At 48.6% G+C, this 18,962-nt stretch carries 17 protein-coding genes and 1 riboswitch; of the genes, 2 read left to right on the top strand and 15 right to left on the bottom strand.

What is annotated here, in order from left to right; genetic code table 11:
• Positions 1-152 precede the first annotated feature (152 nt).
• Positions 153-354, bottom strand: a riboswitch (cobalamin riboswitch).
• A 93-nt stretch (positions 355-447) separates the two neighbouring features.
• The 11 genes from KIH86_RS06490 to KIH86_RS06440 form a co-directional block, all read right to left on the bottom strand.
• A complete protein-coding gene (locus KIH86_RS06490) occupies positions 448-864 on the bottom strand; it encodes a MerR family transcriptional regulator (protein WP_223081896.1) in 417 nt (138 codons plus the stop codon).
• Positions 854-1,540 (bottom strand): DUF4405 domain-containing protein, encoded by a 687-nt coding sequence (locus tag KIH86_RS06485; protein ID WP_223081895.1) that lies wholly within the window; start codon positions 1,538-1,540, stop codon positions 854-856. The genes KIH86_RS06490 and KIH86_RS06485 overlap by 11 nt, the downstream gene beginning before the upstream one ends.
• 10 nt (positions 1,541-1,550) lie before the next feature.
• On the bottom strand, positions 1,551-2,297 hold the full coding sequence (locus KIH86_RS06480; RefSeq protein ID WP_223081894.1) for a flavodoxin: 747 nt from the start codon (positions 2,295-2,297) through the stop codon (positions 1,551-1,553).
• A gap of 99 nt (positions 2,298-2,396) precedes the next feature.
• Entirely contained in the window at positions 2,397-3,608 is a 1,212-nt protein-coding gene (locus tag KIH86_RS06475; protein ID WP_223081893.1) for a MalY/PatB family protein, read from the bottom strand.
• The gene (locus tag KIH86_RS06470) at positions 3,571-4,431 is read right to left on the bottom strand and encodes a DUF3737 family protein (RefSeq protein ID WP_223081892.1); all 861 of its coding nucleotides are present in this window, start codon (positions 4,429-4,431) and stop codon (positions 3,571-3,573) included. The genes KIH86_RS06475 and KIH86_RS06470 overlap by 38 nt, the downstream gene beginning before the upstream one ends.
• Before the next feature lie 123 nt (positions 4,432-4,554).
• Entirely contained in the window at positions 4,555-4,947 is a 393-nt protein-coding gene (locus KIH86_RS06465; protein ID WP_223081891.1) for a MerR family transcriptional regulator, read from the bottom strand.
• A gap of 172 nt (positions 4,948-5,119) precedes the next feature.
• Positions 5,120-5,518, bottom strand: coding sequence for a rhodanese-like domain-containing protein (locus KIH86_RS30075; RefSeq protein WP_223081890.1), 399 nt, complete (start codon positions 5,516-5,518; stop codon positions 5,120-5,122).
• Between the two features lie 104 nt (positions 5,519-5,622).
• The gene (locus tag KIH86_RS06455; RefSeq protein ID WP_223081889.1) at positions 5,623-6,801 is read right to left on the bottom strand and encodes an MFS transporter; all 1,179 of its coding nucleotides are present in this window, start codon (positions 6,799-6,801) and stop codon (positions 5,623-5,625) included.
• Positions 6,802-7,074: 273 nt separating this feature from the next.
• On the bottom strand, positions 7,075-8,514 hold the full coding sequence (aspA, locus tag KIH86_RS06450) for an aspartate ammonia-lyase (protein ID WP_223081888.1): 1,440 nt from the start codon (positions 8,512-8,514) through the stop codon (positions 7,075-7,077).
• On the bottom strand, positions 8,507-9,754 hold the full coding sequence (locus KIH86_RS06445; protein ID WP_223081887.1) for a sugar efflux transporter: 1,248 nt from the start codon (positions 9,752-9,754) through the stop codon (positions 8,507-8,509). The genes aspA and KIH86_RS06445 overlap by 8 nt, the downstream gene beginning before the upstream one ends.
• Before the next feature lie 3 nt (positions 9,755-9,757).
• A complete protein-coding gene (locus tag KIH86_RS06440; protein ID WP_223081886.1) occupies positions 9,758-11,008 on the bottom strand; it encodes an NAD(P)-dependent malic enzyme in 1,251 nt (416 codons plus the stop codon).
• 327 nt (positions 11,009-11,335) lie between these two features.
• Here KIH86_RS06440 and KIH86_RS06435 point away from each other — a divergent pair, with 327 nt between their 5' ends.
• Both KIH86_RS06435 and KIH86_RS06430 read left to right on the top strand, forming a co-directional pair.
• Positions 11,336-12,082, top strand: coding sequence for a response regulator transcription factor (locus KIH86_RS06435; protein WP_223081885.1), 747 nt, complete (start codon positions 11,336-11,338; stop codon positions 12,080-12,082).
• Positions 12,083-12,094: 12 nt separating this feature from the next.
• Positions 12,095-13,867 (top strand): cache domain-containing sensor histidine kinase, encoded by a 1,773-nt coding sequence (locus KIH86_RS06430; protein ID WP_223081884.1) that lies wholly within the window; start codon positions 12,095-12,097, stop codon positions 13,865-13,867.
• 80 nt (positions 13,868-13,947) lie between these two features.
• Here the strand turns inward: KIH86_RS06430 and KIH86_RS06425 are convergent, their stop codons facing one another.
• From KIH86_RS06425 to KIH86_RS06410, 4 genes are read right to left on the bottom strand one after another with little or no spacing between them, the layout of a single operon-like run.
• Positions 13,948-15,378, bottom strand: a complete 1,431-nt coding sequence (locus tag KIH86_RS06425; protein WP_223081883.1) for an amidohydrolase — start codon at positions 15,376-15,378, stop codon at positions 13,948-13,950.
• 24 nt (positions 15,379-15,402) lie between these two features.
• Positions 15,403-17,037, bottom strand: a complete 1,635-nt coding sequence (locus KIH86_RS06420) for an ABC transporter substrate-binding protein (protein ID WP_223081882.1) — start codon at positions 17,035-17,037, stop codon at positions 15,403-15,405.
• A gap of 27 nt (positions 17,038-17,064) precedes the next feature.
• Entirely contained in the window at positions 17,065-17,994 is a 930-nt protein-coding gene (gene opp4C, locus KIH86_RS06415; RefSeq protein ID WP_223081881.1) for an oligopeptide ABC transporter permease, read from the bottom strand.
• 11 nt (positions 17,995-18,005) lie between these two features.
• Positions 18,006-18,956 carry an ABC transporter permease gene (locus KIH86_RS06410; RefSeq protein WP_223081880.1) on the bottom strand — a complete coding sequence of 317 codons (951 nt, stop codon included), beginning with the start codon at positions 18,954-18,956 and terminating at the stop codon, positions 18,006-18,008.
• Between the last annotated feature and the right edge of the window lie 6 nt (positions 18,957-18,962).

The raw sequence follows: 18,962 nt of genomic DNA, 5'->3' as shown, positions 1-18,962 counted from the left end.
TTACAGAAAGATAGGCAAGAACTTGCTTGGGCACCGGCATTATATGCGGCTGGACGCAAAAAAAGCACCACCCACGCAAAAGGAAGCGTAGGAGTGCCTTGTAATCGTCGAAGATATGAGCGCTCTACGCCTCCCTATCCTCGTAGGTCAGTCGTTCATTGCGGAATAAGGCAGGTCTCCTGACTCATGGATCAAACGCAATGCACGGATGTTCACATCCGCTGCCTAAGCCTTCCCGTTAACACAGTGACTTAAGCTTGCTCTCCATTTACAGTGGCGGGACCGTGACGGATTTGCACCGTTCTTCCCTTTTAAGAAACGCCTGGGCGTTTCACCATATTCGCCTATGAAGTTGTTGGCATATTATAGTGTTGAACTAGGAGAACTGTCTGTGAATCAGGTCATAGCTCGTCCGTTTAAAGCGCTTATAACATTCATTCCCTTGTTTTATTTTGAGCTAATTTCATGACTGGTTTCTGCCGTGGGCTGTCTTCGCAGCTTCATTTCGTTTTCAAGCAATTTCCCGTTATAGTCGTTGATTTTTCTGTCCAGTTTCTTGATTAAATGGTCATATTCATTCCGTTTCCCGATCAGTTTCTCTCTTTCGTTAAGCAGGATGTTTTTGCGGGCACCGATCGTATGATCTCCTTTGATAAATAAAGCGGTATATTCATTTAATGCCTCTATGGATAATCCGGCATCACGCATGCATTTAATAAATTCTATCCATTTGACGTCATTCCGGGTAAAATCTCGCACGCCGTTTTCATTTCGTCTTACCGGTGGAATTAGGCCTACGCTTTCGTAATATCTCAGTGTTGCAGCCGTTAAGCCGAACTGGTCGGCAACTTGTTTAATGTTCATTATGTCCACCCCGCCGCATCATACTTCTTGCTCCATAGTAGGCAATATAGATCCAAAGCCCCATCATAGCCAGATATTCCGCAAAGAATAAGATCGGCGAACGATCAAAGTCAAAAAAAATGAACGTGTTCTTCAAAAAAAGATATGATGAAATATCGTGCCGAATTAACCCATACACGCCGTATGCAGCAATCGCGGTGGCTATACCCCGTGCGACAACCTTGCGGTTACTGGAAGCCGGAGCGGCTTTAGCCGTTTTTCTCACCATGCTCATGATCATGTTCCAATGCAGCCCAAGATGCAGCGACATAAAGATATAACCCCAATAGGAGGCAAGCATGTGCAACTCTCTTGCGAAAGACATTCCACCATTAATAGATAAAAGAGCGAATACATAACCGGACATCATGATACCGCTGACCATCAGCCCGATCATGGACATAAGCACTGCGAGATTCACTACTGTCTGGACGATGCGCAAGGGGGTGTATCTGCCCTTCAGCAGATTTTTGTACCATTTGAAATTCAGGATGTTGTGAGTGATGAACATTACAATCATTGCAGCTCCGAACCATTCATGCGCTTTCTGTCCGGTAAGCATAAATGCCATCAGTATCAGAAGCAATATTGTCATAACTAGATCTATCCCAATTTTTACGATTGCTTTTGGTTTCATCTTTTCTCCTTTACGATGCTTCGTTTAACATTCCAAGCTGCTGCAGCCATTCGTACACATCACGCTGTGCGCCGGCGGCTTCACTGCCTCTGACGGCAAGACCGTCCAGTACGGTTGCGCCTGTCAACTTCTTTTCAATCGTATCCCTGTTGCCAGAAAATCCGCTGCCTTCATGGGTGGTAAACGGAATAACAGTTTTTCCCGAAAAGTCGTACTCCTCCAAAAAGTTGTATACAGCCATAGGCAGGTCGTACCACCAGTTCGGAAAGCCGATAAAGACCGTATCGTAATCCTGCATATCGGCCACATGGGCGCTCAGCTCCGGACGTATCTGATCACGCTTCTCCTGCTGAGCGAAATCGACAACCGTGTCATAATCAGCTTGATATTTATTTACGGTTTCAATGCGAAACAGATCGCCGCCGACAGCATCATGAATCATATCTGCTATCAATTCTGTATTGCCTGCCAGCGCACCGTTTTTATTAAGGTTAAGACTTGCGGAGGAGACAACGTCCACAGTGTCATCAAAATCCGTATTCCCAACCCGGGAAAAGTAGGCGATCAGAATCTTCCTGTCGCTGTTGTCAGAGGTGGCGGTTTCAGCGGATGGAACCAGAGCAGAAGAACCGGGAGTGGAGGGAAACGAAGTGCTGCCCGCACTGCTTGTACGGCTCTCAACCGCGCTTTTCGTTCCGCACGCCGCCAGAGTAAGAATCAGAAGGATTACCTGAAATAATAACAATGCCTTTTTCATGATTAATGCCCCCTTGCTGAATATCGTTAGATTGGGTTCAAATAACCATCCCACTTCGCTGCTGCCTAATTGATCAACCCCGAAGCATATCCGGAGTTTTTATAGAAAATCGCCAGATTTACCCGAGGAGTAGGCTTGTATTCCCTTTTTCAGACGCTGCAATCCATCTTCAAGCCGACCGATCGGGCATGCGTAGTTTAATCGAATGAAATGACGGCCATTCCCGCCAAAAACACCTCCCTCTGAAACAAATAATCCGGTTTCTCTCCGGATATATTCGCACAGGGTTGTCGTATCAGCGGTCACTGCCCCGCAATCGATCCAGGCTAGATAGGTAGCTTCTGAGTGAATGATGCGAAGCTCCGGGAGTTCGTTTGAGAGATACTGCTCAAGAAATTGTTTGTTCGCCATCAGATAATCCAATAACGACATAAGCCATGGCTCACCCTCTGTGAAAGCCGAAATGGCTGCTTCAACTGCAAACACATTGGGTTCAGCAACCTCATCCGTATTAATCCCGCGATTAACGAGTTGCCGGATATGGGGGTTGGGAACGATAATACTCGACGATTGAATTCCAGCCAGGTTAAAAGCCTTCGTAGGCGCAACGCAGGTGATGCTGTTCTGGGCGATTTCTTCTGATACGGAAGCAAAGGGTGTATATGGGTGGCCGGGATGAGTCAGATCACAATGGATTTCATCGGAAAGGATCAGGACATGATGCTTGATACACAGGTTGCCTATTCTTTGCAGAGTTTCTTTGTCCCACACCTTGCCTATTGGATTATGCGGATTGCAGAATATCATCAGAGTCGTTTCGGGATCGGCCAGTTTTTCTTCCAAATCGTCAAAATCGATCGTGTACCGGAGATCCTTATACACCATTTCACTTGTAATAACATTTCGCTGATTGTTCACTATGGAATTGTAGAAAATATTATAAACCGGGGCCAGTACAAGAACGTTGTCGCCGGCTTTGGTCATTTTGCGTACGATCGAGGATATCGCCGGCACAACACCGGTGCAGAACATAATCCATTCTTTTGTAACATGGAATTGATGCCTCTTCCCCCACCACTGCGTGATCGCATCATAATAGTCATCCGGTACGGACGTGTATCCAAAAATACGATGATCGAGCCGCTGTTGAAAGGCAGCAATAATGGCCGGAGACGTCTCGAAGTCCATATCCGCCACCCACATGGGAAGTTCATCGGGACCAACATCCCATTTATATGAGTTCGTCTCGAAGCGGTTCGTCAGTTTATCAAAATCATAATTCACAAGGTTCACCTGCTTGATCCAGCTCATACCGGGTTAAGGCGGGAATAATCTCTTCATCATCCAGAATGATTTCACCAATACCTTTTGCTTTAATCGTTCCTGCAACCGGGTTTTTCACACTGTCTATCTGTGTTGTCGCATCCACATTAATCGTCGAATATTCAAACGCCAAATCCGTATTGAGGATCGTTCCATTCTCTATAAGTAAATGCTCCATATAACACATTCCCTGATTGCTTTCGATGGTGCAGTTAATGAAATTGATATTTTTGGAGTTCCAGCCGAGATACTCGCCGATGATGAGCGAATCATAGACGGTAACATTCTCGCAGTTCCAAAAAGTGTCTTTGGAAATGAGCTTCGCATTGCGAATTTCAATATTCTTGGCTCCATCAAACGCATAGTTCCCTGTCAGGCTGAAGTCGTCGATTCGTATATTCTTGCTGTTCATTCCGAAGTAGTCCCCTCTGGCCGTCACATGCTTCAAGTCTATATCTTCACAATTCCATAGAGTCTCCTGCGCATTAGGCAGATCTACGTTCGTCAGGCAGATATCGCTGGAGCGGCGAAAAGCCTTGGGCGCTTCGATGACGCTGTCGCTGATTGAAATATGATGCGTATACCAAATTCCCGAGCGTGCCATTTCCAGCAGCGTACTGTTCGTAACACGGATGTTGTCACAATACCACAAAGGATATTTCCATTTGAAAATGCTATTATGAATCGAAATGTCGCGGCTTTCCTTCAGCGGGGATTCACCATCCGCAAAAACAGAATTTGTGATGATGAGATCCCTGCTCTTGAACAGAGCACGTTCTCCGGCTAGCTTTTGCTGATTTATTGTTTTCAAAGATTATTCCTCCCATCTCTAAAGATAAGCGTACTCCTTAAAGCTAACTTTAAGTCAAATCAAAAAGGCGCAAGGAGTCCTTTTTCTGATGAAAAGTTCTTCCCCGGCCTCTTGTGCCTAGAATTATTCTACGATGGGTATATTTTTGAGTTCAGCCTCGATTTCAGTCATGTTACCGTCGCAGTCGTTAATTTTCACATCCAATCTCTTGATAATCTGGTTAATCTCTTCCCGCCTCTCGATCAGCTTCGTTCTCTCGCTAACCAGAATTTCTTTACGGGCTTTGAGAGTCTCGTCTCCTTCGGAAAATAATGCCGTGTATTCGATTAATGACTCGATTGTTATTCCGGCGTCCCTCATACATTTAATGAATTCGATCCAGTAGATATCTTCCTGGCTGTAATCGCGAATGCCGTTGTTTCTCCGGTTTATCGGTGGAATTAAGCCTATCCGTTCGTAATATCTCAGTGTTGCAGCCGTTAAACCGAACTGGTTGGCGACTTGTGTGATGTTCATTCTTCACTTCACCTCGCTTCTCTGATAGACCGAATTTATCACTTGAAGTTCACTTGAAGTCAAGACAATTTGACCAACAGCATTATCTTTCCAGTGGACAAAAAAACACTCCCTACACACCCAGTATTAAGGTGCTTCAGAAGTGTTTATTGTTAGTTCTGTCAGAATCCGATTAGCAGCAGCAGTTGCACTTGCATGATTCTTCTCTTCTTCTCATCGGCAAAAAATAACCTCGAACGGCATACAGCCGCCGAAATCCGCGTCTCGCAAGAATTCTGGCCGCTTTCCTTTGCTGCAACCAGTTCCGGGAGACAATGACCACTTCATCATCGGGGGATAAATCCTTTCCCCACACTACAGGCAGCCGGCCAACCGAAATATTGATCGAGTCCGAAAGATGATCCTCCCAATACTCGCTGGAATCTCTTACGTCGAGAAGCTTCACCTGTGACCAGCGTACAAACGACGGGTCCCATTCCTCACCGTCCACATAAGTAAGAGAGGGTACGGGCCATAGCTGAACCAACGCCCACAAGAGTAAGATCCCAACCACGAAATATATAAATGTCATGATAATGATGTCCTTTCTGCAGAGCTTCAAGGGTATTATAGCGCTCGGCTAAGCTTGACACAACCCGTGAACACGCGGAAGGGTAAACAAATGGCATCCCCCCTTCAGCTTGCCTCCGATTTGCTTGAAAGCGGCAAACTGCGGGAACGGCTGAAGGCTACGGCCGCAATGCCTAAAGCAACGGCGACGGATACTGCTCCGGTCCAGCTTATCGCCAGCATAGAGGAGCCGGAAGCGGCGATCCCGCCAATGCCTGCGGCAGCGGCAATGCTTAGCTGAAGAACAGAACCGAATAGGCTAAGCATAATTCCCGCGGCATTGGGTGCGGTCACAATCAGGTTATATTGCAGGCCGGGGCCGGACGACCATGCCGCAAATGCCCATAGCATCAGCAGAGGAACAGTGACGAAGACTGAACCGGAAATCGTCGAGAGCAACAGAAGCGCGAGTACATGAACCGTTAAGCTGCCCAGGAGTGTTCGGTGGATGCCGAGGCGATCAGTCAAATAGCCGCCGGACTTGGAGCCGATCAAGGTTGCGATGCCGAAGGCAAACAGGGACAGGCTCACTTCACGCTCGCTCATATGATGAATGGTTAGCAGGAACGGAGCAATATAAGCGAAGAGCGCCGCATATCCCAGCTGCCAAAAGAACGTTACAAGTAGTCCGGTGAAGATTTTAGGTTCTTTCAACAGTGCGAGTTGGTTCTTCAATGGAACGGTCTCCGCTTCTTTCGAAGACGGAATGGTCCTTGATACGGCAAAGATCGCCAGCAGACTGAACAGTCCGATCCCCCAGAAGATAACCTTCCAATCGTATATCGAAGCCACGACCCGGCCAATGGGAACACCGATAATTAGAGCCGCACTGGAACCTGTAATAACGGTAGCAATGGCTCCGGCGCGCCGCTCGGGAGACGCCAGCTGGGAGGCGTAAGTCTTGGCGATGGTGCCGAACACTCCTGTGCCTACAGCGAGCATTATGCGGGAGAGGATTAGAAATCCAAAGCCCGGGAGGGTGATAGTCATAACGCTGCCGATCACAAGGATTCCCAGGGCCAGCATCAGTAAATGCCTGCGGTCCACTCTGGCTGTCGACATCATGACAATGGGTGAGCCGATCGCATTGGCGATTGCAAAGACAGTAATGAGCTGTCCCGCTGCCGCAACCGGAATATTTACAGAGTCAGCCACCTTATCCAGAATCCCGGCAATGATAAACTCCGTCGTGGCAGTCATAAAGGTAATGAACGCGAGCATGTAAATCTTCAAGTTGTTGCTCAATAGTAGTAATCCCCTTTCGCTTTCGTGACAGCAAATCACAAAATCAATATTGATTGAATAATCAACATGCGTCTATAATTATAGAAAGCGAAGGAATGTATGCAATAGTTAATAATCTTGGATTCGTTCATTACTGTACAGTTGATTTCAAATTGTTCAATATATAGGAGGCAAGGTGAAAGAGGAATAAGCAGGAAACTTGCTGGAGGGAGATTTGTGAATTGCCTACGAACAGGGAGGGGCCAGCCGTTTCAGGCTGACCCCTCCCCTACTTTATTCAACGCTATCGCTGGAAGAATGCATCAAGGCAGCTCCGGCAATTCCCGGTTCCGTCATTTCAAACGGGTTAAGTATCAGATTCAGCGCTTCCTGACTTAGAATCCCTCTCTCCAGACAAATATCCCGAACGGGCTTGCCGGAGCTTAGCGATTCACGGGCGATCATGGAAGCCGTCTCATACCCGATATGGGGATTTAACGCTGTGATAAGTCCGATGCTCTTCTCGACATATTCCAGACACTTCGCTTCATTGGCTGTAATTCCGTTCAGGCACAGCTCTGTGAAGGATTTCAGCGACCGGTCCATCATTTTGAGAGACTGGAGCAAGTTGAATACAAGAACAGGCTCCATTACGTTAAGCTCAAGCTGCCCTGCTTCGGAAGCCAGGCTAATCGTATGGTCGTTGCCGATTATCTGAAAGGCGACCTGGTTGACGACCTCGCACATGACCGGGTTGACCTTGCCGGGCATAATCGAAGAGCCAGGTTGTCTGGCGGGAAGCTGGATTTCATATAATCCGGCGCGGGGACCTGATGCCATCAGCCGCAGATCATTCGCGATCTTGGACATATTGATCATGCTGATTTTTAATGCGGCTGACACTTCCGTGTAAGCATCCGTATTCTGGGTTGCATCAATCAAATTGCGGGCAGGAGTCAACTCATAGCCGCTGATCGCGGTTAGGAACCGGGTCACCTTCCCGATATAAGTTGAGCTGGCGTTCAATCCGGTGCCGACGGCGGTCGCCCCCATGTTAATTTCAAGAAGATTGCTGCGGGTACGTTCAATTCTCTCGATATCCCGGAGGATTACACTTCCATATGCGGCGAATTCCTGGCCTAATCGAATGGGAACCGCGTCCTGCAGATGTGTTCTTCCCATTTTAATTATCGAATCGAATTGCCGGGCCTTGCGGGCGAATGCCGCCTGCATATTCTGAAGGGTTAATAGAAGACGGTCGATTCCCTTCAATACAGACAGATGGATGGCTGTTGGAAACACATCATTGGTCGATTGGGACATATTTACATGAGTATTCGGACTCAGGAGCTTGTAATTCCCTTTTGAATGCCCGAGCAGCTCAAGCGACCGGTTCGCAATAATTTCATTCATATTCATATTCATGGAGGTACCGGCTCCGCCCTGGATCGGGTCCACAATAAAGTGATCATGCCACTTGCCGGATATGATTTCCTCGGAAGCCTGGACAATTGCCAACCCCCGCTCGGAGTCCAGCTTTCCAGTCTCCATATTCGCCAGGGCCGCCGCTTTCTTGACCATTGCCAATGCGGTGATCAGCTCTTCCTGTACCTTGTATCCGGTAATTGGAAAGTTCTCCGCCGACCTTAGAGCCTGAATGCCATAGTAGGCTTCACCCGGAATATTCTTCTCTCCCAAAAAATCATGTTCAACTCTATATTTCACATCAATCATGAATGAGCTCCCCTTCTGATCCTTGATTCCGTTCAGTAACGACGGTCTGTGAGCTGATTTCTTCCTTGGATAATTTGAACAGGACAAGTGCCGTCAGGGCAGTGCTCAAGCAGGACCAGAACACATTCCGATAACCGAGCCATTCAACCAATACTCCCCCTCCCACATTTCCCAGCAGCATACCGAAGCTTGCCGCATTGGAATAGAGGGTGGTAGCCACACCGGACTGATTCGGGAGCAGGTCCTGAAAGTAACTGATGCCAATGCTTGTGGCGATTGCAATAAAGACAGCCAGAAAGAATTGGGCGGCCAGAATATGCCACACTTGCGTAGATAGAATCACGATCACGAAGAACATAACGGAGCACACACCGCCCAGTATCAATAGATGCCGGTTGGAGACTCTCCTTGAAGCCAGCACGAGGAACAGCATCGTCACAATTTCCAACCCGGCGCAAATGCTGGATGCCAGGCCTACATAGCTGGCTGAACCCTGGAGCTGTCTGGTGATTAGCAATGGGCCGCCGATTCCATAAATCGAGTTGGATGCGAAGAACAGCAGAAGGGCCAGAAAGGGAAACAGGATGTTCCGGTTCTTCAATTGCTCGCCTATGCCTTGCACTTTCGCGGCGGAGCCGGTGCTTGCAGGACTCCGTTTCAGAAAGAGAAGAACCAGGACGCCGAAAGATAAAAACATTGTTGCAGAGCCCAAGAACAGAGCATTGTATCCGCCCTGTGCCAGCAGGAAGGTTCCCACCAACGGTCCGATGAGAAATCCTGCTGAAAATAGCGAACGAAGAAGCGCGTTGGCGGATGAGCCATTACGGCGATCGCTGCTTTGATTGAGGATATCTCTTGCATGAGCGAAAATTTGCGGCAGCGCAGGAGCGCCTAGCCCGAGAAATACAGGAATGACAAACAGCAGAAACCGGAGATCATGGTATACGAGATAACAGCCAATATAGGCGACAACCGAGAAGGCGGATGCCAGTATTATGAGCTTTTTCCGGTCAAATCCGCTGTCCGATCGTTTGGCAAGCAGTGTGTTGACGAGAATTCCGCACAGGGAGTTTGCCGCAATCCAGGCACCGAAAATCCCCGAGCCCAGGCCCAGCTCCTCCACACCGAACAGAAGCAGAAAAGGTGCGGTCACGGCATTGCCTATTCCCAGAAATAATAAGCTGATCGCCAGAATTCTCATTTCTTTATTCGCAAATAATTGAAATCGCTTGGCAGGCATTGGCTACACCTCTTGCCCATCTGCAATGAGGATATCATCAGGGATTACAAGTGCCGCTCCAGTCTCTGCTGCTGCGAGAATCACGGCCTTTCTTACGTTGGGAACGATTTGTTCATTAAATATGTCCGGGATTATATACTGGGCGCTGCGTTCTGCGTCGGACACGGAAGCCGCGATAGCATGAGCCGCCGCCATCTTCATCGCGTCATTGACTACCTTCGCCCTGCAATCGAGTGCCCCGCGAAAAATACCCGGAAACGCCAGCACGTTATTGATCTGGTTCGGAAAATCGCTTCTTCCCGAGGCATACACCGCGACATAAGGAAGCGCTTCGGAGAGCATGATTTCGGGCTCCGGGTTGGCGAGCGCAAATACGATGGCGCCTGGATTCATGCGCTGTAAATCCTCTCCCTTCAACAAGCCCCCCTTGGATACCCCTATGAACACATCCGCTCCATGAATCATGTCTTTCAAACTGCCGGGTTCCTGGCCGGTCTGCGGCTGGTCGGCAAGCCACTGCCACATCGGGTTCTCATAAGCGCCCCCCTGGACAATGGCTCCCTGTCTGTCGACAGGGATAATCCGGCCTACCCCGGCTTTTATCAATAATTTGCAGATCGACACACCAGCGGCGCCAATCCCGTTGACAACAACACGCAGATCCTCCATACGCTTGTTAACAACCTTGATCGCATTAATCAGGCCGGCGAGTACAACGATAGCCGTACCATGCTGATCGTCATGGAATACCGGAATGTCCAGCTCCTCCACCAGACGCTTCTCAATCTCAAAACACCGGGGGGCACTAATATCTTCGAGATTGATTCCGCCGAATACGGGACTTACCGCTTTGACAGTGAAAATGATTTCCTCCGTGTCCTGCGTATTCAGACATAACGGGAACGCATTGATATCAGCAAGCTGCTTAAACAGCATCGCTTTTCCTTCCATTACAGGCAGGGCCGCGGCAGGTCCGATATCGCCTAGTCCGAGGACAGCGGTTCCGTCCGAGACGACAGCTACCGTATTGCTCTTCATAGTCAATGAATGGACATGCTGTGGATTGTGGTGAATGGAAGTGCATACTTGTGCCACTCCGGGTGTATATACCTTGGATAGCATTTCCCTATTCTTGATTTCCATGGAGGATTGAACAGATATTTTTCCTCCGAGATGAACCCGGAATACCGGATTGGCAAGATCAGCATCAGCGGCCGAAGGCCGGGTAGACGGTGCAGCTTGGTTATGATCCATCGTTTTCTTCCTTTCCTTTTCAAAGAATCCCTATTACTAGTTAATAAAAAATGAAAGAAAGAAAGTAGGACTTCGTTTTTATATTTTGACTCTTCAGTTGAGAGAAATTGCGCCGTGTCATTCAGAAGTGTTCTTTTTTTACTTCGTGGTTAAAAAATGATACCTGTTAGCGATTTTGATGTCCGATAATGTTACAATAAAAAACGCTAAAGCATGAATACGCCAGATTCCAGCCATAATAGCTAACATGGCTTCTTCTGTTCTACCCTTTATTGAAAAGTAATGTTACTTTTTCTTTCATATTGATTTGCCTTGGGGGGTCAACACATGTACAAACTTCTTATCGCCGATGACGAGAGCGAGATCAGAAATGGCTTAAGCCAATATTTCCCCTGGAACGAGATTGGTTTCGAAGTGGTTGGATTGACTGTGAACGGCTTGGAAACCCTTGATTTCATCTCTAATCATGCTGTTGATATTTTGCTGTGCGATATTAAAATGCCGGTCATGGGCGGTCTTGACGTCGCCAAAGAGCTGTACGAGCAGCGCTCCAAAGTGAATATGGTGATGCTCAGCGGCTATCGGGAATTTGAGCTCGCGCAAATGGCCCTGAATTTCGGGGTTAAGCATTACTTGCTCAAGCCGACGAAGTACACGGAACTGACCCGGGTATTCGAGCGTTTGAAGGAGGATCTCGATCAAGAGAGGAATCTCGCCCGTGAAGGGGAGGAAACCGGGGATTCAGGCCAACAGGCGGTCAGCGAGAAGACCATCGACAAAGTCAAGGCCTATATAGATGAGCATTACAAAGAGGCTTCACTTGAGAATGCAGCCAAGATTGCATATATGAATCCCTACTATTTAAGCCGCTATTTCAAGCAGAAGACTGGCAAGAATTTCTCCGAGTATTTAATGGAAATCCGAATGGAGAAGGCAGCTGAACTTCTGAAGGATGAAAGCTATAAAACCTATGAAGTCAGCGAAATAATCGGCTACAGCAACGCGAAGAATTTCACACGCACTTTTCGCCGCCATTTTGGCAAAACGCCGCGGGACTACAGAAACGAAAACTAGAGGAAGCTGCCTATGAACAACTTATACCGAAGCTTTTTTGTCAAAAATCTGCTCACACTTCTGATTCCGCTGCTTATCCCGATTACGATTCTGGGAATATTGTCCACGGTGTTGATTCAGCAATATATCCGCGCCGAGATCAGTCAGGCCAATAAGAATCTGCTTCAGCAGAGTATGGAAAATATTGAAATGATCTTCGACGAAATGGACACGCTGAACATGCATATCATCGCCAGCGCGACCCAGTTCACCAATCTGAAGAGCATGATGCAGAAGAATCTGCCAACACTCGATGACTATCAGCAGCTCTCGACGTTAAAGAGCTTTATCGACTCCCCGTCGATCAGCAAGCCGTATATTAACTCCATTTATATTTATATCGAGAATTCCAACCAGAGGTTTATCTCCTCCGCTATGGGCGGGATCGTGTCATTCGTAGATTACTTCGATACGGGTTGGTACGAGGATTACGTGAATCATTCGCCTAATGATGAAATTTGGACGGAGCAGCGCTCCTTCGAGATGCCGGGTGCGAATAATACGAATGTGAACACGGAGGTCATTACTATTTTTCGCCGGATTACATTATCGGATAATAGTAAAGGAGTGATCGTCCTTAATATTAAGCCTTCGTATATCTCCGAGCTTTTGAGCAAGCTTGAGACCCCTCAGGACCAGAGTTATTTAATTCTCGACAGCAATCACAGACTGATATTCACGAATATGTCCGAGCCACGCTTCTCTCTGCAAGATATTCAGACGATTGCCGGCAGGGTGTCATCTTCCTTCAGGATGGATGTGGACGACAACCAGGTAGTAGTGAATAAAATGATCTCCGCCAAATATCCCTGGACCTTTATTTCCATAGTGCCCAGCCGCTCGCTGTACGGTATTCCGTCCCAACTGACCGTCACTACGGTGGTTCTGCTGATTATATCGCTAGTAATGGGAAGCCTCCTGGCCTATTATTTGACGAGAAAAAATGTGAATGCGATCAAGCTCATTATTTCCGTATTCGACTCCGCGCAAAAAGGTGTCCCGCTGCCGCCTATGCCGAGCAAGGACAAGGACGTATTCGGGTATATCATACAGAGCATCTTGAATAATTTCATCGAGCGTAATTATCTGAGGGTGCAGTTATCGGAGAGAAAATACAAATCCCAGGCACTTGAGCTTGCGGCATTGCAATCCCAGATGAACCCCCACTTCCTGTTCAATACGCTGGAGACGCTGAACTGGAAGGCGCTGAAGCTTGGCGGGAAGCCTAACGAAGTGAATGAAATGATCGGCAACCTCTCCGACATACTGAGGTATTCGCTGGAGGGGAACGGAGAACTGGTTACCCTGAAGACAGAGGTTAAAGAGACGCTTCCGTATATTGAGATTCAGAAAATGAGATATAAGGACAAATTCAATGTCATCTGGGACTGTGATCCAGAGACTCTGAAATATCATGTTCTCAAGCTAAGCCTTCAGCCGCTGATCGAAAACAGTCTGTATCACGGGATCAAGGAAAAGGAAGGTAAAGGGCAAATCAAGGTCAGAACCCGATTAATTAACTCCCGACTTGTAATATCCATCGTCGATAATGGAGTAGGCATTCTCCCCGAGCGTCTGGAGGCGATACGCGAGACACTGGAAGAAGATCCGGACAGTCAGAATCATATCGGATTGTTCAATACCGACAAGCGAATGAAGCTGATCTACGGAAGCGCGTACCGGATACAGATTCGCAGCAAATTCGCCTGGGGAACCGCGATCTATATGAGTATTCCGGTAGACTGAACGGCTCCGTGAATGGAATACAACAAAAACAGGGCATCCCAGGCAGCCAATTCATAGCTGCTTCCGGGATGCCCGCTTAATTATCCTTTTATTATGGGTTGAGGCACAAAGCCTTCGGGGATGGGACACTCGTAACGTCTGTTCTTCATTCGTCCCGACCACTCCTGCTTCGCCTGCTCGATGATTTCAGGATGCTCGAACAGACCGACTACCGCTGCGCCGAGCAATTTGCTGGCATGGAGCATTCCCTTATGTCCAATGGATGTGCCGAACTGGCTGACGGCCTGCCAGGAATGCAGCGAGGTGCCAAGCGCCATGCTGGCAATCCAGGCCTGCGCGGTAGGTACGTTCCAGCTAACATCGCCAACATCGGTGGAACCCATTGCGACTTTAACCTCTTCGGTCGGCTTGTACGACTCAATACGGTTCGTAAATACCTCGTCGTTCAATTCCTCCGGAATATGACGAAGCTCCGCTTCCGACATTGTCGAACGAATTTCAGCGGCAAATCCCTTCTCCAGCTCGCTGAATTCGGGAATCCCGAGCTCGTTCAGCTTGTCGAACAGGAATTGCTCCAGAACCCGGTTCACAATCAATTCCGATGATCCGGAATCATACTGGATGCTCAGCTCCGTGCCGGTCATTAATGCCGCGCCTTTGGCAACATTACATACCCGTTCATATAGCTCGGCGAGCTGCTCGGATTTCGGTGTGCGAATTTTGTACAGCACCTCCGCATCCGATTGCACGACGTTGGGGGATACTCCGCCTGTTCGGGTGATTGCATAGTGAATGCGCGCTTCCGGAATAATATGCTCGCGGAGATAATTGCAGCCGACATTGGTCAGCTCAACCGCGTCCAGGGCGCTTCTGCCCAGATAAGCATCTCCGCCGGCATGGGCGCTCTTTCCCTTGAAGCGGAAGAAGACTTGGGATGTTGCCAGACTGGATACGTCCATAATATTGGTTAATCCGCCAGGATGCCAGGTAACGGCTGTATCTACATCCGAGAACAGCCCTTTCCGTACCATATAGGCCTTTCCGCCTCCCCCCTCTTCAGCCGGGCATCCGTAATAACGCACCGTTCCTTGAATGTGATGCTGCTCCATAAAGGTTCGAACCGCCAGGGCGGCGCCAAGTGCGCCTGTCCCCAGCAAATTATGTCCACAGCCATGGCCGTTCCCGCCGGGCATCTGCGGGATGTACTCCGGTTTGCCTTTTTCCTGGCTAAGATCGGACAGCGCATCGTACTCGCCCAGAATGGCAATGACCGGCTTGCCTTCGCCATAGCTGGCGACAAATGCCGTCTCGATCCCGCCGGCGTTCCGTTCAACCGTGAATCCTTCCTCTTCCAGCACGGACGCAAGAAGCTCGGCGGACTTGTACTCCTCATAGCGCGTCTCCGCGAAGGACCAGATTTGATCGCTTACCCTTGTCAGCAGCTCTTCCTTCTGCTCCACTATCTCGACAACCTGCTTGCTGTAGTTCAAATCATGCCGTTCAATCGCCATCAGGCATACCTCGCTTTATCAAACTTATTCGGCTACATCCCATTTATAAACATCGATGAATGTTCCAAAGTTCTTCGGCTCGCCAACCGTTACTCTTTTATTGATCGCCCGTAGTTGCTTGTCCGAATATAAGGTGAGCTGAGGGAGCTCGGCCTTGAATTTCTCCTGGATTTTATTGTAGATTTCCTTCTTCTTCGCCGGGTCCATCTCTTTGTTGCCGGATGCCAGCAGCTGCTCCATTTCGGCGTCTTTGTATCCGCTCAGATTGAAGCTCCCTTTCTCGGACAATGTGGTCGTCAAGTCGGGATCAATGGTAATCGCTTGTCCCAGAAGGTCAATATCAAACTGTTTATCCTGGACCTTCTGTACCGAAGTCGCAACATCATACTTCTGAATTTGCGTCTCAATGCCGACGGCCTTCAGATTCTGTACGATTATATCGGCAGCCTGTTCTCTCGTCTTGTTGCCTGTCGGCACGACGAACGTCAGCTTCTTGCTGCTGTCCCAGCCTGCTTCCTTAAGCAGCTCTTTGGCTTTGGTCGGATCATAGGCATAAGGAACAAGCTCTTTATCGAAATAAGGCTGCTGACTTGTATAAGGTCCGTCAACGATTTCAGCCTGGCCTTTCAGCAGATTCTCAACAATCAATTGACGGTTAATCGCATAGGCGATGGCTTGTCTGACTTTCACATCCGTAAGCGACTGCATGTTAAAGATGATCGTCTGGTAACTGACAGGGATGCCCTCAACGGTACGGAGATTGGACATATTCTTGACCCGTTCATAATCTCCTACGTCGATTGCGCCCACACCCGGCAGGTTCATATCAATCTCGCCGCTCTGCAACTGGGCGACCAGGTTGGCGGAAGGCATAATTTTGAGATTCAGTTCATCAATTTTCGGAGCGCCCTTGAAGTAATCCTTGTTGGCTTCGAACTGGATGTATTGATCCTTGGCATAGCTTACGAACTTGAATGCGCCGGAGGTTACGTCCGGTTTCTGGAAGAATTCATTCTGATCCCAGGTATCTACGGCAGCATCCTTCAATACATGCTCAGGCAGCGTCTTGACGTTGGTTCCAACTTTGGATTTGAACAGATCCAGATCCATCTTGTTCTTCGTGCGGAATTCCAGCGTATGGTCATCCACCAGCTTGACTCCCGTCACGCTCTCAAAGCTGCCTTGGACCTTGCCTGTATCGTCAAAGCCTTCGAGTACGTTCAGGTTGGAAGCAACACTGGCATTGATTTTCGGGTCAGCGATCATCTTGATCGTAAACAGGACATCTTTGGCTGTAACCGGTTGTCCATCACTCCATTTGGCGGCCGCGTTCAATTTCACGGTAAACACCTGATTGTCGCTCGTTCCAATACTGTCTGCGAGCATCGGTTGAAATTTCATTTCATCGTCCTGCTCGACAAGCGGCAGGAACATGATCGAGGTTACGATAGCTGTAATATTGTTAGGCGTATTAATCGGATTAAAAGCGGAAGGAGAAGTTACAATACCGACATTAATTACTTTTTTGGCGGCGGCTGTCGTTCCACCCGTCTCAGCTTGCCCGGAATCCGCCGATTTGCTGCTGCATGCAGTCAAGAATAACAGAAGGCACAGGAATACAGGACTAACCCCTCTTTTTCTCATAAAAATCCTTTTCACTAAAACTCCTCCTCGATATTGGTTTATCTATCGCAAGCTTTTTGGATCCATGGCATCCCGCAACCCATCGCCGATAAAGTTAACCGACAGTACGCTAAGGACAATCATAATGCCTGGAGGCAGCCATAACCAAGGCTCGGATGTGAGCACGGTCAACGATTGGGCCCCTGTCAGCATATTCCCCCAGCTTGCCGTCGGCGGCTGTACGCCCAGGCCCAGGAAACTCAGCGCTGCTTCGATCATAATTGCGCCGGCAATTCCGAATGTTGCATTAACCAGGATCGGTGCGACTGTATTCGGCAGAATGTGACTGATCAGTATACGAGGGGTGCTAAAACCCAGTCCTACACTGGCTTTCACATAATCCATTTGCTTAATGGACAGAACGCTGCCTCTGACCAGTCTTGCGACTGTCGTCCATCCCAGTATGCCCAGGACGACAATAACATTGGTTAAACTTGGTCCAACCACACTGACAACTACCAGAATCAGCATTAATTGCGGAAATGACATGAAGATATCGGTGAATCTCATGATCACGTTGTCGATCCACCCTCCGAAATAGCCGGAGACAAGTCCAAGCACGGTTCCGATAATTACGCTGATCGCTACCGAACCCACACCTACAAGGAGGGATACACGGGCGGCATAGATCAGCCGGCTTAATACATCACGGCCAACCTGGTCCGTACCGAGAAGATGCTCCGCGCTTGGGGGCGCCTCGAAGCTTGCCGTTAAATCATAGGGATTGCCTGGTGATAACCAGGGAGCAAAGATGGCGATCAGCGCGAGCAGGATCATAACTACGAGTCCGGCAACCGCCAGCTTATGCTTGGTGAATCTTTTGGCAACCATCCGCAAGTAGCTTTCCTGCCTGGCTGCTGTTGTCTTGTCTGCATCGGAGGGTGAACCGCCTCCTTTGGTATCCAGACTAATGTTTGCATTGACCGTGGCCATTTCATACCTCCTTATTGATACTTGATGCGCGGATCAACGATCGAATAGACGATGTCGGTCAGGAGATTGCTGAACAGTACAATCAGAGCCGCCATCATATTAAGAGCCATTAGCGTAGGATAATCGCGATTGCTGATTGAGCCGATCGTCAGCTGCCCAAGTCCGGGCCAGGAGAAAATCTGTTCAATCACGACCGCCCCGCCTAATAATGAAGGAATCTCCAGTCCAACGACGGTTATGATGGGAATCAATGCGTTGCGCAGGGCATGCTTGTTGACGACCAGAAATTCACGGACACCCTTTGCCCTTGCGGTACGAAGATAATCCTGATCCAGAATTTCAAGCACGCTGGATCTGACGTAGCGCATTTTTTTTCCGGCCATCCCGATCCCGAGCACCATGACCGGTAAGATAAGGTGCTTGAGCACATCCAGAAAGCCTCCCCCTTCGCCCAGGGTGAACATTCCGCCGGTTGGCAATATTTTTAACTGCAAGGCGAAGATATAGATCATGCCCAAACCGAGGAAAAAATGCGGAACAGAGATTCCGATAAGGGACGACACAGATGCCAGATAATCCAACTTGGAATACTGCTTGACCGCACTCAGGATGCCTAACGGGATAGCGATAATCAGTCCGATAATCATGGCCAGTCCCATCAATAACAGCGTCGGTCCGATCCGCTCGCCGATCATCTGGGCAACGGGCTGATATGTGGTATAGGAGAATCCCAAATTCCCCTGAAAGACATTGCCCAGCCAATGGAAGTACTGCATATACATCGGATCATTCAACCCGAGTGCTTCCTTCTTGGCTTCAATGACAGATGCCGGAATACTCGGGTCGATCATCATGTCCACCGGGTTGCCCGGCGCCATATTGATAATGATAAAGTTAATTATGGTTACGCCGAACAGCACGGGAACGGCTATTAATAATCTCCTGATAATGTAGGACAGCACTCCGAT

Source organism: Paenibacillus sinensis, assembly GCF_019904155.1.
Taxonomy (GTDB): Bacteria; Bacillota; Bacilli; order Paenibacillales; family Paenibacillaceae; genus Paenibacillus_AQ; species Paenibacillus_AQ sinensis.
The sequence above is the reverse complement of the archived record's forward strand: the minus strand, read 5'-3'. Positions and strand labels throughout refer to the sequence as shown.

What these genes read in the sequence shown, in the direction of transcription:
- KIH86_RS06490 (WP_223081896.1), bottom strand. Translation starts at nt 864, where the DNA reads ATGAACATTAAACAAGTTGCCGACCAGTTCGGCTTAACGGCTGCAACA.
- KIH86_RS06485 (WP_223081895.1), bottom strand. Translation starts at nt 1,540, where the DNA reads ATGAAACCAAAAGCAATCGTAAAAATTGGGATAGATCTAGTTATGACA.
- KIH86_RS06480 (WP_223081894.1), bottom strand. Translation starts at nt 2,297, where the DNA reads ATGAAAAAGGCATTGTTATTATTTCAGGTAATCCTTCTGATTCTTACT.
- KIH86_RS06475 (WP_223081893.1), bottom strand. Translation starts at nt 3,608, where the DNA reads ATGAGCTGGATCAAGCAGGTGAACCTTGTGAATTATGATTTTGATAAA.
- KIH86_RS06465 (WP_223081891.1), bottom strand. Translation starts at nt 4,947, where the DNA reads ATGAACATCACACAAGTCGCCAACCAGTTCGGTTTAACGGCTGCAACA.
- KIH86_RS30075 (WP_223081890.1), bottom strand. Translation starts at nt 5,518, where the DNA reads ATGACATTTATATATTTCGTGGTTGGGATCTTACTCTTGTGGGCGTTG.
- aspA (WP_223081888.1), bottom strand. Translation starts at nt 8,514, where the DNA reads ATGATTGATGTGAAATATAGAGTTGAACATGATTTTTTGGGAGAGAAG.
- KIH86_RS06445 (WP_223081887.1), bottom strand. Translation starts at nt 9,754, where the DNA reads ATGCCTGCCAAGCGATTTCAATTATTTGCGAATAAAGAAATGAGAATT.
- KIH86_RS06440 (WP_223081886.1), bottom strand. Translation starts at nt 11,008, where the DNA reads ATGGATCATAACCAAGCTGCACCGTCTACCCGGCCTTCGGCCGCTGAT.
- KIH86_RS06435 (WP_223081885.1), top strand. Translation starts at nt 11,336, where the DNA reads ATGTACAAACTTCTTATCGCCGATGACGAGAGCGAGATCAGAAATGGC.
- KIH86_RS06430 (WP_223081884.1), top strand. Translation starts at nt 12,095, where the DNA reads ATGAACAACTTATACCGAAGCTTTTTTGTCAAAAATCTGCTCACACTT.
- KIH86_RS06425 (WP_223081883.1), bottom strand. Translation starts at nt 15,378, where the DNA reads ATGGCGATTGAACGGCATGATTTGAACTACAGCAAGCAGGTTGTCGAG.
- opp4C (WP_223081881.1), bottom strand. Translation starts at nt 17,994, where the DNA reads ATGGCCACGGTCAATGCAAACATTAGTCTGGATACCAAAGGAGGCGGT.